Genomic DNA, 12186 nt, shown 5'->3' with positions numbered 1-12186 from the left:
GCATTTATCTTGGTTCTGAACTATAGGTATTTCTCATACTGAAAAGGTTCTTCACACGAATAAATCTCATGGAAAAATCCGAAATAGGGGATATCGTCTTCCATGCATTTTATACGATACGACAGCTCCTCATCACACTCCGGCTCTTCGCCGTTGTTCCGCATTACCTCGAACGCATCTATAATATTCTCCAAGAAGTTTGCTTGAATAAACAAGGGCAATGTATCCAACATCGAATTTTCGATCTTGGTCTCAGATCTGTATCCTGCGAGGACTGTTTCAAAATAATCCTCCATAAACTTTTTACGCTTACTGGCGTCTGGTTCAGATTGTATCCAGCCCATTCCGTTTCCCCATATACTGGCCAAGTCAAACATATACCAACAGTAACAAGAATTATCGAAATCATAAACGGTTATTTGCCCGGAATCAAAATCTATCGAATAATTCCCATCGTTGTAATCAAAATGGTTCAACCCAAAAGTCTCTTTGTTCCTGTCTACCCCTTCTAAGGTATTAAGGAGCTCTACCAACTTCTCCTTAAGCGGAGATAAGGAATCCGGTATCAGTTTATCAATATATTCGGCATTGTATTTGTCAAAAAAACTATACCGGCGATGGATAGGAGTATACTCTTTCGATAGTTGGTGCAGTTTCCCCAGGACTTTACCGCAATTATAGTGATATTCGGTAATTGGAGTGCCTTCCCGGTACTGATAATTATTTTCTACAAGCAGTTTCCCCTTGGCCTTTTTAAACAGGCTGATAAAAAAGATATGATGATTGTGGGTGATCTCTTCCAGCAGATTCCCCTTCCTGGAGCTGACTACATCCGAGACACTTCCTCCATGGTTGAATAAATACCTGATATACTCAAGCTCTCCCAGAAAATCTTCCCGGCTCCTGTCCGGTAAGAAAGCGATTCTGAGTATTTTTGCGTCGGCGCCCTCTTTCTCACAGGTGTATACGACATTCCGCCCTCCGTCATGTGCCTTAACCAGACCGGTTTCATAGCCTTCCAACCCGTATAACTCTGATATTAATGGTAGTAAACAGGCATCAACGCTTTTAACAACCTCATTATAAGTGATAATATCTCTCCTTAAGCTATAACGTATTTATAATAACTTTTGTCCAAAACCCCTTTAATATATGTACAGTTTACCAGTTCCTGCCGATAACAGGATGGTGAGAAACAATTATAATTGAAATATCCTTCTTCCGTAGTAGGCCGATAAAACAACTTACTTTAAAATACAAAACCCGCGCAGGGCGCGGGTTCTTAATTACTTTAATATTCTCCTTTAATTACAAAAAACGAACCCCGAATTGTTCCAGCTAGTTTAGACTTCTGCCTGGCAAACTTGAATTTTGCTTCTAACTCCTTTGGGATCTCCATCCCCTCAGAAAGCTTAAAACCAACTGCCCGTTTCTTAGGGTCATCCACCGTATACATGACATTGATCGCAAGACCATCCTCATAAAAGACATAGGCAAATTGGATATTTTCTACTTGAAAACGCGATGTTTCTAAAGGTTTGGCCGCGAACTCAATATCACGTTCTTCTTTCAAAATCCGGTTCACATAAGCAAGGGTTTCCTGGCTTTCGCTGGCTGGGACAACTGTAAATTCATGCTTGTACTTATTCATGAAGTAACGGGCTTCATTCGCACGTAAACCGGCAAGCGTTTCTACTACAGGTGAAGATTCTAAACCAATCGTAGACACATTTTTAAAATCAACGATATAGGACATGCCTATGCCTCCTTCTATACTTTTTATTTCCTTATAACAGGAATCCACATTTCACCAAAAACAAATCCGTTTCGCTGCCCCATCAGAGCCGTTGTATTTGGCCCGCCAACATAGGCTACATTCTTTGCTTCCGGCAAGGCTTGACCAAAGGCAAGGCCGGCAAGGTTATTATTCAGTTCATCAGCCGTCTTCGCTTCCCCTCTAACAACCAGGTACTCCCCCTTAGGAAATTGAATAACTCTGGCTTCTTCTGGTGCAGCGGCCTCGGTCATGACGCCAGCATAATGCATCATCTTGCTATTCACCGCTTCGTTTACAGCAAAAATGTAGTCATTTATGGCAATGCCTTTTAAATAATCAAGCCTTCCATCTTGGCTGACGGCCTGCCAAAAATCAGACTTTTCCTTGTTTATGCCAGCATAGTCTGTGTAATCACTTGTAAGCTCCGTGCCTAAACCTATAACGGTAAAGCTGTCTTTTTCTTCTAAGGTATATTCTGCCATATTCAAAACCTTCCTTCTTGTTAAATTAATCAAATGATTTGTCTTCTTCACTTGATAAGTATATGATAGCCTTAAATCATGTCAAAAAATGATACTGTTTAGGAGTCCGATGAAAAAGGTTGAACGGATTAATATCATCATGCGGTATATCAACAATCGTGCCCACTTTACAATTTCTGAAATCATGCGGGAATTTAACATCTCCCGTTCGACAGCTATTAGAGACATCAGAGAAATTGAGGCCTTAGGGATGCCGTTTGTCGCTGAAGTTGGACGGGATGGGGGTTATTTTGTCATGCGAAACTCAGTACTTCCCGTCGTTCGCTTTACCAATAATGAGGTCAAAGCCCTTTTTATTGCCTTTATGGCCACTAGAAATCAACAACTTCCCTATCTAAAGAGTCGTCAGTCTTTATCTGAAAAATTACTGGGCCTCATCTCAGAAAACCAGCAAGATGAGCTTTTTCTTCTAAATCAAAGCTTGCTTTTTGAAGGGACCAACCCCAACAATCCCGACCTGCTTGATCTTTCAGACCTCCCCCATCCCATGTTAGAAAAACTGATCCAAATCCTTCTTTCAGATAGTTATTTATTGATTACCATCAAAGAGGAGAAGGTAATAAAGTCTTATCCAATTTATCTCTTACACCTTTATCGTGAAAAAAGCCTTTGGCTGATCGAAGGTTTTGACTTGAAAGAAGAAAAGAAGCAGATTTTCCCTGTCGACCATCTCACTAGTGTCATACCCTACCCGACGAAAAAAAGATTAAGTAAGAAAAAGATTTTAGAAAAGCTAAGTAAGCAGGAAGAAGTAGTCAACCTGGTCTTTGAGCTTGGTCCAAAAGCGATTGTCCAGTTCAAAAAATACCATCCTTTAAAGGTTTCAATCTCCTATACGAATCCATACCAGACCACAGCCGTTCTAAAGACTTTTATCAATGTTAACAAGCCCGAAGAATTGACCGAAATAACAAATTGGCTACTTTTCCTCGGTGGGGATATAAAGGTTAGGGAAATGCCGGAAGAAGTCTTACAAGGTTTGCAAGAGAGATTATGCTTATACTGCCCATAATTAGTGCCCAGTTATCCCCTTTTCTGCACACCCGCGCCTGGCGCGGGTTTTTAAAGGAATATGTACTGTCGGCATAGATCCTATAAATATATATGCATTTTTATTTCTTGGATGGATAAAAGCCCTTCAGCACATCACGCATATCCTGCTTAATGTTGATGTCTGGACGCTTTTCTTTGGCCAAGGCTTCAGCCTCGTCAACCGTCGCAGCATGACCAAGTTCGAGCAGTACGCCTGTGGCTACCGTTCCCGTAAGATTTCGTCCGCCGGCGCAATGGAAATACACGGTCTTCCCGCTATTCACTGCTGCTGTTACCGCCTGGATCGCAGCTTGAATTGAACCTTCTTGGCCGCTCTCATCTTCCACAATCGGAAAATGATGACGGGTTACCTTGGCAGGAAAGCCTTCTGCTTTAGTACCGGTATCTCTTAAATCAAACACATCGGTAATCTCTTGCTCCTGAAGAGCTTCAAGCAGTGCATTCTCTCCGCCGATATATATTTTTCCTTCGATCAGTTCGTGATAATTTGTCATTATAATTCTCCCTCTCAATTATTCACCAGTTTCAGCAAATTGTTTGATTCGCTCGCCCACCTGGTCACGCACCCGCTGAAAGACAGCCCATTTTTCTTCATCTGTTCCTTGCGCTTTCGCTGGATCATCAAATCCCCAGTGCTCACGTTTCACTTTAGGAGGGGTAATTGGACATTTATCTGCGGCATCTCCACACAAAGTAATCACGAGATCGGAGTTGTTCAGCAGTTGCGGATCAATAATATCCGAGGTTTGACTTGAAATATCAATACCCACTTCGTTCATGGCTTGTACAGCCTTCGGATTTAAACCGTGAGCTTCAATACCAGCACTGTATACATTCCAGTCGTCACTCAGGTATTTTTTTGCCCAACCTTCGGCCATCTGGCTTCGGCAGGAATTTCCTGTACACAAAAAATAAATGGTTTTCTTATTCATGATTCATAATCTCCTTTAGTTTTAAAATAGAATCAATGTTATATATAAGCCCAGCAGTGTGATGAAAAGCGTGGGAATCGTCAGAATTATACCTGTTTTGAAATACGTTCCCCAGGATATCTTCACACTTTTGGTCGAAAGCACATGAAGCCACAGCAAGGTAGCCAGTGAACCAATCGGTGTAATCTTTGGTCCTAAGTCAGAACCGATGACATTCGCATAAATCAGGGCTTCCTTAATTAGTCCCGAGGTATGCGTAGCCTCAATGGCCAGGGCATCAATCATAACGGTAGGCATGTTATTCATTACTGAGGAGATGATTGCGGCAATAAAGCCCATCCCCATCGTAGCTGCAAACAACCCTTGTTCCGATACAGTCTGAATGGCATCAGCCAATACATCCGTAAGGCCTGCATTTCGCAGCCCATACACAACGACATACATGCCGATGGAAAAGAATACGATCGCCCAAGGTGCGCCTTTCACCACTTCCATTGTCGGTACAGCTGGACTTCTTCTTGCCATGAACAGAAAAAACATGGCGATGATTCCGGCCACCACAGAAACAGGAATGTTCAGGAATTCACTGACAAAGTATCCCACCAACAGAACAGCAAGAACAACCCAGGACAACTTGAACATCTGTTTGTCTTTAATGGCCTCTTCAGGGCTTTTTAGCTGTGAGCTGTCAAAGTTCCTTGGAATACTTTTACGGAAAAAGAGATAGAGCACGATAATGCTTGCCCCTAAGGAAAATAAGGTTGGCACTAACATCCGCCCGGCATACTCCATAAAGGTCAGTCCAAAAAAGTCAGCCGATACGATATTCACCAAATTGCTTACAACCAGCGGCAATGATGTAGTATCGGCAATGAACCCGCTGGCAATGATGAACGGAAATACTTTTTTCTCGTCAAAATGGAGTGCGCGGACCATCGCCAGCACAATTGGAGTTAAGATGAGCGCCGCACCATCATTGGCAAAAAACGCGGCTACTATTGCTCCAAGAATGGTGACATAGATGAACATCCGGGTTCCGTTCCCACGGGCGGCTCTTGCCATATGTAAGGCAGCCCATTCAAAAAAACCAATTTTATCGAGAATCAACGAGATCAGAATGATCGCCACAAATGCCAAGGTAGCATTCCAGACAATCAGAGTAACATCAAGAACATCGTTAAAGCTGACTACCCCGACAAGCAAAGCGAGTATCGCCCCGCCGCAGGCAGACCATCCAATCGAGAGATTTTTAGGCTGCCAAATGACAAAAATCAATGTGACTATAAAGATAAGGCTTGCAAGAGCTACCAAGTCTTTACCCTCCAATAGTGTCTACACCGCACGCATCTCAGCTCTCCCTTCAAGCAAATTTGATCGGATCTCGAACATCATTATATAATTATGAGCTTATATAATCAATAACCTAAATGTCACTCGCAGCAAACAGCAGTTGGCAACTTGTTCATAGTATTGAGGACTGTTTTGGAACCAGGAGTAAATAGTATACCCACAAATTCACATACACTTGCATTTTACAAGTAATTACGATATAACTAAAGTCAAGAGGTGATAACAATGGAAACCCCACGAGAATTATTCCAAATCATGACCCGGCGTTTAGGATTACTGAATAAAGATTGCTGCAGCGTAGGCGGATGTAATCTCTCCGCGGCCCAAAGCCATCTGCTGTATGAAATTGATCGGAGCCATAGTCCTTCCATGCAACAGGTTGCTGAAACACTCGGGACCGATATTACAACCTTTAGCAGACAAGTCCAATCTTTGGTGAAAATGAAACTGGTTACAAAAACAGCTGACAAGGCAGATCGAAGAGTCTATACCCTGGCGCTTACTCCAGAAGGGAAAATGGTGGCAATAACGATTGATCATCAAATGAACGCCTACCTGAATGAAGCCTTTTCGAATATGAGCGAGTTTGAAGTAGAAACTTTACTGCGTTCGATTAAGCTGTTCAACGAAGCTATGGGGAAATCCAGCAATTGCTGTGCACCAGTAAAAGGGTGATTTCTCTTGACTTATACTTGCAATTTGCAAGTTGATTCAACATATAACGTGAAAACTAATCCAAAGTTTTAAAGGAGTGTTCAATCATGACCCAAATGACAAACGACCAGATCCGCCAGAATGTACGGGGCCGCTACCAAAAAATCGCCGTAAAAAAGGTCGAAGCTGCCTCTTCCTGCTGCACCCCAGCCGAAAGCTGCTGTGACTCCCCTTCTGATTTTGATGCCATATCCGCTAAAATGGGCTACTCCAGTGAAGAACTGGCTGCGGCCCCCGAAGGTGCCAATTTAGGCCTTGGATGCGGCAATCCTCAAGCTATTGCTGAACTGCAGGCTGGTGAACATGTTCTGGACCTCGGGAGCGGTGGCGGATTCGATTGTTTCCTGGCCTCCCGGCAGGTAGGTGACGAAGGCCATGTAATCGGTGTGGATATGACACCTGAGATGATCAGCCGCGCAAGGGAGAACTCTGTTAAAGGAAAATTTATGAACACTGAGTTTCGTTTGGGTGAGATTGAGCATCTTCCCGTCGCCGACAATTCGGTAAATGTGATTATCTCCAATTGCGTTATTAATCTATCGCCAGATAAACAACAGGTGTTCCGTGAAGCCTACCGGGTCCTTCAGCCGGGCGGTCGTCTGGCCATCTCGGACATCGTAACTACGGCGGAGCTTCCACCTGAAATTAAAAATAATCTTGATGAACTCTACTCCGGTTGCATCTCCGGTGCTTCTTCCATTGCAGTTGTTGAAGCGATGCTTCGGGAAAGCGGCTTTACCGAGATCAGGATTGAGCCTAAAGACGAGTCCAGAACATTTATTAAAGACTGGGTTCCCGGTGCGAATGTTGATCAATACATTGTTTCAGCCGTTATAAAAGCAGTAAAATCTTAAACTGATTTGGAGGTTATGGGATATGCGGAACATTACCGTTCGGAGGGCAACGTATGCAGATGTAGAGGATATTCTTCACATTTACAATCAAGGCATCGAAGATCGAATTGCTACTCTAGAAGAAGAAACGAAAGATCGTCCCTTCATAAATAACTGGTTTGATGATCATCAAGGAAGATTTGCGATTATGGTCGCTGAAAATGAACAGGGCATCATTGGCTGGTCATCTTTAAATCATTATTCCCTTCGCTGTGCATATCGTGGAGTGGCCGATTTGTCCATCTATATTCATAGGGAGTATCGAGGCCAAGGCATCGGATCCATACTTTTGGAAGCTTTAGAAGAAGAAGCCCGAAAAAATGAGTTTAACAAAATCGTTTTGTTTACCTTCCCTTTCAATGAAAATGGGCAAGGGCTGTATCGAAAAATGAAATATCGTGAAGTCGGTGTATTTGAGAACCAAGGGATTTTAGATGGAAAGCCGACTGATGTGATGATTATGGAGAAGCTGCTTGTTTGACTTGATACGCCAAGAATGATCGATAAAATCATGTGCTTGAATTGAGACTCTATACCAAATATCAGTTAAAGTATCAATATCACTTTGCTTATGTAACTCTATTTTCATATTTGTTTCCCCTTTTCGAATTCTTTGCTTCTGGCCGATGGATATAATTTGTTTATACTCAGAACACGCGAGCAACGTCGCTTAAGTCACTTGTTGTTTAGAAGGTCACAATCACTTTGCCCTGGGAATGGCCTGTCGACATTTTAAGCAACGCCTTGTTGATGTCACCAAACGTATAAGTTGAATCTATAGAGGGTTTGATATTTTCTTTTTCAACAAGTTTGGTGATTTCTTGTAATTGACTTCCGTTGTCTTGCACAAATAAAAAACGATATTCATTTTGATTCTTACGCGCTAAAGAATCTAAACGAGCACCCACTAGGCCAAACAATGCTTTTTTCCACATTGGAAAATGATTGTCAACCGCAAAGCGATAATTAGGTCCTGCTTTCAATGATACCAATTTCCCTTGTGGTTTTAAAATGCCCAGTTCAGCTTTGATCTCTTTGGTACCCAAGGTGTCGATTACATAATCGATATCTGATAGTATGTTAGCATAATTCTCTGCCTTATAATTTATAAATTGATCAGCCCCGATCGACTGTGTACGTGATTTGCCTCTTTCACTGCCACTTGTAATAACATATAATCCCATTGATTTGGCAATGGGGATTGCCATAGCTCCAAATCCTCCGGTTCCTCCAGGAATGAATAGCTTTTTATTCGGCTGGGCACGGAGTACATCATGCAATGCTTGATAAGCAGTCAAGGCAGTAAGGGGTACCGCAGCAGCTTCAATAAAAGATAGATTTTCAGGCATGATGGATAAAGCATCTTCATTCACGGCTGCATATTCAGCAAAAGCACCGATTTTATTAAGCGGCAACCTCGTATAAACAGGGTCACCAACCTTAAAATTCAAAACATCATCACCAACGGCTTCAATCATTCCAGATAGTTCATTCCCTAAAGTTAATGGTAACTTATAGTCGGCAATCATGCGAACACTGCCATTTAGATTAAGGATGTCCAGTGGATTTACACCTGCAGCTTTTACTTTGACAAGTACCTCATGGCTATTGATCTGTGGTATGTTAACATCATTTAATTCCACTTGTATTATTTTTGAATACTTCTGTATTTGAGCTGCCCTCATATTCATCCTCTTCCTTTGCTAATTTGGGATAGCATCGAACAGCTTTAGACTAAAAACATGGCGCACAATCTTCAGTTGTACGCCATGTTTCACCTTTATTCTGTTCTCTGAACTTTAAAATTCTGAAATTATTGGATAGATTCGGCCCCTCAGATTGAAATCATAGTTCTGGTCCACAATCCCTACCCCTTCGTTGTTATCATAAAGATCTACCATGAAGCCCGCCATTTGTTTGGCAGTGTGGTATTTAGGCATGTTTGCTTTGTAATCAAATTCTTCAGCATCTAATGATTTCTTTACGAATTCTGTTTCCGTTATAGCTGGTGCTAAAACTTTTGCTGTTAGTTTTGCGCCTTTCATTTCTAGTTCCTTTGCAAGCCCTTCTGTGAAGGCACTAACGTAATATTTAGATGCAGAATAAGCAACACTCCCAACAGCAATGGCATATCCGAGTGCGGAAGAGACGTTAATTAACTGAGTTCCTTCTACATCAGCATAATCTCGCACATATAGTGTAGAAAGGATCGTCAAGGATTCGATGTTAACACGTAGCATAGTTTCAACTTTATCTAAATTCTGCTCTGCTACAAAAGAAGCTTCACCGAGCCCCGCATTGTTAATCCAGGTCTCAATTTGGTATTCCTTTAGATTGCTATACAATGTGTAGGCCTGATCTGTAACAGACAGGTCACTTGTACGAACAATAACATTTACAGTAGGGTCAATATCCTGAATTGCTGATTTGAGTTCTTCTAATTTTTCCAATCTTCTAGCTACCAAAATCAAGTTTTTGCCACGTGCAGCAAACGCCAATGCCGTCTCATATCCAATCCCTGAACTTGCTCCTGTAATAACTGTATATTTCATAATATTCTTTCCTCCATAACATGCAGATTAGTGTAAATGAGTTTTAAATCCATTTTAGAACGAACGTTCTTGTTTGGGTAAAAAAAACAGTATGTCTAGACCGCCATATTCATTTTCAATGAAACGCGGCTTTTTATCTGTGTATTCCTCCTATGGCAATAATATAACATATCTAGAATGATCGGTAAAGAATGTTTTTATGACCGGAATTAAGATTAGGTCTTTTCGGAGTGAAATCTGACCTGCTTCCCTCTATTTCGGACAAAAAAAATCAACCCATTTAAATGAGTTGATTAATAATCATGTCTTCAAGATCGTCTGGAAAACCATTCATTATACTTATCTTCTCCAAGGACGATCAGAAAATTTAATCGGTCTAATAACCTTGCACGGATTTCCTGCAGCAATGACATTAGGAGGAATATCTTTGGTCACTACGCTTCCAGCACCAACAATGCTGTTTTCGCCTATAGTTACACCCTGAGTAACTTTAACGTCTCCCCCCAGCCATACCCGATCCCCTATAGTAATTGGTTTCGAATAGACTCCTTTATCCGCCCGTTCAAAGGGATCTTCCGCATGATTTGCTGCATATAACCCCACTCGTGGCCCAATAAAGACATCATTTCCGATTTTCACTTCGTTACAATCAAGAATAATCATGTCGTGATTAATATACACATCGTGTCCTATAGAGATATTGAATCCAAACTCACAACGGAAGTTAGATTCAATATATACATCCTCACCCACGTCTGAAAACAATTCTTTCAATATAGACATATCGTAGCCTTCATTTGTATTTACTTTTTGATTATATTCTCGGCACATGGTTAAAGCGAATGACCTAACTGCTGCTACATCATCACCTGCGTCATCATACATCTCCCCAGAATTTATAATCTGTTTAATTTTTTCGATGTCCATAACCTACTCCCTTTCGAGTTGTTTTTTGTGAATTCTGCATCCGGTATTCCGATCTCACTATTTTTATGCTTCCCAACTGTCAAATATCCATCTTCATTAAGTAAACCATCTCGCCTTTGTCATGTCATTGACGAAAATCATTATATGTCCTAGTTTCATAAGGCAATGCTGCCCCTTCACTTTTTTTAGGATGCCATTTTTATGGTTCATGCAAAATATACCTCTGTCTTCTCACTCCTCTTCATTCAAGCATTGTTCAATAAAGTCAAACAAGCCTGCCGCCTCAACAGACCGGTTTCCCCAGTCATGATAAAAATAGAGCAATTGCCCAAAGGTCCCTTCTTCTGAAGGGTCTGTGTCTACACAGAAATGATCGCCACCCCCGTTGCTGGCAATAGGGATCCACCGTGGATTCCACAGGAACGGCTTGATCTGCGGGACAATCTCCGGTTCCATGTCATCCGGATCAAACTCTTCATTTAGAAATTCCCAATGCTCGATAATCTGTTCAAGCGGCGACAGCGTTAGATTTCGGACAAAACACTCCGAGCCTGCTTCCCAATCCTGACCATTATATATGCTGTAGAAGTCCCTCAACTCCTGCGGAAGTACAACCTCCAGCGTACTGGCAAGCCCATCAAGTTCTTCCACGCTAGCGCCAGGCTGTAAATTCAAATTCGCTTCGTACCCCGGAGTATTCCGGCTGCCTTTTGCAATAATGCGCTGCCACAGTGTCTCTGCCTTCTCTGTCATATGCCCTCATTCTCCTTATAAACCTTGGTTTACAAAATTTTTATGTTCATCTATGTCCATATGTATCCGATGTCCGGCAAAATAATCCGGTTTGTTCCCAAGCTCAACTGACATCTTAAACGAACCGGCACCATCTACCTGCTCAAAAATAACACTCCATAGAAACAAGCTGTTTAAAAAAGCTTCATCCGAAATAGGAACGCACACAGTTTCCCCGTCCAGCTCCACATAGCCTTCATTGTCCGATAGCTCAACAAAATCCGGGTCATCCCAAATCCATTCCTCGGCCCGCTCTTTAGCCCACTCCAGCGCCTTACCGAGTTCTCCCTTGTTCATATGAAGCCAGGCAAGCTCCTCCTCCAGCAAAGGAACGGCACTTATAGCTGCATCTTTTGCCATTTCCTTCGTTCCGATTGCTGTGGGCAGGAATATTTCAACCTCAACATCGTCTCCCCAAATCTGTACAGGCTGGAAACAGCAGCAATATGTCTCCTTCGTCAATTCCGTTATTGACCACGATTCAACGGGTATCCGGACCACTACATCTGACATTTGTTTTTCTCCTCCACAATTTACTCCTTCCAATATACCCCAAATAATGCCGTGGAGACACCATATCTTATAAAACTATCCGGTGGCATAAGAGTTACATTGTATCCGTTTTGCAGGTTAACCGGATTGTGTTCCGCCGTG

15 protein-coding genes are annotated in these 12186 nt (G+C 42.1%); 4 read left to right on the top strand and 11 right to left on the bottom strand.

Annotated elements, in window-relative coordinates; all coding sequences use genetic code 11:
- Positions 1-20: 20 nt before the first annotated feature.
- The 3 genes from NSS79_RS17675 to NSS79_RS17665 all read right to left on the bottom strand — a co-directional run bounded on the left by NSS79_RS17675 (position 21) and on the right by NSS79_RS17665 (position 2259).
- Positions 21-1091: a phosphotransferase gene (locus NSS79_RS17675; RefSeq protein WP_342440394.1), complete on the bottom strand. Its 1071-nt coding sequence runs from the start codon at positions 1089-1091 to the stop codon at positions 21-23.
- A gap of 200 nt (positions 1092-1291) precedes the next feature.
- Positions 1292-1756, bottom strand: coding sequence for a phage tail protein (locus NSS79_RS17670; RefSeq protein ID WP_342435497.1), 465 nt, complete (start codon positions 1754-1756; stop codon positions 1292-1294).
- A gap of 23 nt (positions 1757-1779) precedes the next feature.
- Positions 1780-2259 carry a GyrI-like domain-containing protein gene (locus NSS79_RS17665; protein WP_342435496.1) on the bottom strand — a complete coding sequence of 160 codons (480 nt, stop codon included), beginning with the start codon at positions 2257-2259 and terminating at the stop codon, positions 1780-1782.
- A gap of 109 nt (positions 2260-2368) precedes the next feature.
- On the opposite strand from NSS79_RS17665, the gene NSS79_RS17660 reads away from it, so the two are divergent.
- Entirely contained in the window at positions 2369-3331 is a 963-nt protein-coding gene (locus tag NSS79_RS17660; RefSeq protein ID WP_342435495.1) for an HTH domain-containing protein, read from the top strand.
- A 100-nt stretch (positions 3332-3431) separates the two neighbouring features.
- On the opposite strand, the gene NSS79_RS17655 is transcribed toward NSS79_RS17660, so the two are convergent.
- From NSS79_RS17655 to NSS79_RS17645, 3 genes are read right to left on the bottom strand one after another with little or no spacing between them, the layout of a single operon-like run.
- Positions 3432-3866 carry a dual specificity protein phosphatase family protein gene (locus NSS79_RS17655; RefSeq protein ID WP_342435494.1) on the bottom strand — a complete coding sequence of 145 codons (435 nt, stop codon included), beginning with the start codon at positions 3864-3866 and terminating at the stop codon, positions 3432-3434.
- A gap of 18 nt (positions 3867-3884) precedes the next feature.
- On the bottom strand, positions 3885-4304 hold the full coding sequence (gene arsC, locus NSS79_RS17650; RefSeq protein WP_342435493.1) for an arsenate reductase (thioredoxin): 420 nt from the start codon (positions 4302-4304) through the stop codon (positions 3885-3887).
- A 21-nt stretch (positions 4305-4325) separates the two neighbouring features.
- On the bottom strand, positions 4326-5615 hold the full coding sequence (locus NSS79_RS17645; protein WP_342435492.1) for an arsenic transporter: 1290 nt from the start codon (positions 5613-5615) through the stop codon (positions 4326-4328).
- Positions 5616-5879: 264 nt separating this feature from the next.
- On the opposite strand from NSS79_RS17645, the gene NSS79_RS17640 reads away from it, so the two are divergent.
- The 3 genes from NSS79_RS17640 (at position 5880) to NSS79_RS17630 (ending at position 7742) form a co-directional block, all read left to right on the top strand.
- A complete protein-coding gene (locus tag NSS79_RS17640; protein ID WP_342435491.1) occupies positions 5880-6329 on the top strand; it encodes a MarR family winged helix-turn-helix transcriptional regulator in 450 nt (149 codons plus the stop codon).
- A gap of 86 nt (positions 6330-6415) precedes the next feature.
- Complete coding sequence (locus NSS79_RS17635) at positions 6416-7222, top strand: arsenite methyltransferase (protein WP_342435490.1); 807 nt, start codon at positions 6416-6418, stop codon at positions 7220-7222.
- A 22-nt stretch (positions 7223-7244) separates the two neighbouring features.
- Positions 7245-7742, top strand: a complete 498-nt coding sequence (locus NSS79_RS17630) for an arsinothricin resistance N-acetyltransferase ArsN1 family A (protein WP_342435489.1) — start codon at positions 7245-7247, stop codon at positions 7740-7742.
- A gap of 205 nt (positions 7743-7947) precedes the next feature.
- On the opposite strand, the gene NSS79_RS17625 is transcribed toward NSS79_RS17630, so the two are convergent.
- The 5 genes from NSS79_RS17625 to NSS79_RS17605 form a co-directional block, all read right to left on the bottom strand.
- Complete coding sequence (locus NSS79_RS17625; protein ID WP_342435488.1) at positions 7948-8946, bottom strand: NADP-dependent oxidoreductase; 999 nt, start codon at positions 8944-8946, stop codon at positions 7948-7950.
- A 114-nt stretch (positions 8947-9060) separates the two neighbouring features.
- Positions 9061-9813 (bottom strand): SDR family NAD(P)-dependent oxidoreductase, encoded by a 753-nt coding sequence (locus NSS79_RS17620; RefSeq protein WP_342435487.1) that lies wholly within the window; start codon positions 9811-9813, stop codon positions 9061-9063.
- 339 nt (positions 9814-10152) lie between these two features.
- Positions 10153-10740 (bottom strand): sugar O-acetyltransferase, encoded by a 588-nt coding sequence (locus NSS79_RS17615; RefSeq protein ID WP_342435486.1) that lies wholly within the window; start codon positions 10738-10740, stop codon positions 10153-10155.
- A gap of 231 nt (positions 10741-10971) precedes the next feature.
- Positions 10972-11493: an SMI1/KNR4 family protein gene (locus NSS79_RS17610; RefSeq protein WP_342435485.1), complete on the bottom strand. Its 522-nt coding sequence runs from the start codon at positions 11491-11493 to the stop codon at positions 10972-10974.
- Between the two features lie 15 nt (positions 11494-11508).
- On the bottom strand, positions 11509-12045 hold the full coding sequence (locus NSS79_RS17605) for a DUF2262 domain-containing protein (protein ID WP_342435484.1): 537 nt from the start codon (positions 12043-12045) through the stop codon (positions 11509-11511).
- Positions 12046-12186: the final 141 nt, after the last annotated feature.

Source organism: Paenibacillus sp. FSL L8-0436 (assembly GCF_038593025.1).
Lineage (GTDB): Bacteria > Bacillota > Bacilli > Paenibacillales > Paenibacillaceae > Paenibacillus_AQ.
The sequence above is the reverse complement of the archived record's forward strand: the minus strand, read 5'-3'. Positions and strand labels throughout refer to the sequence as shown.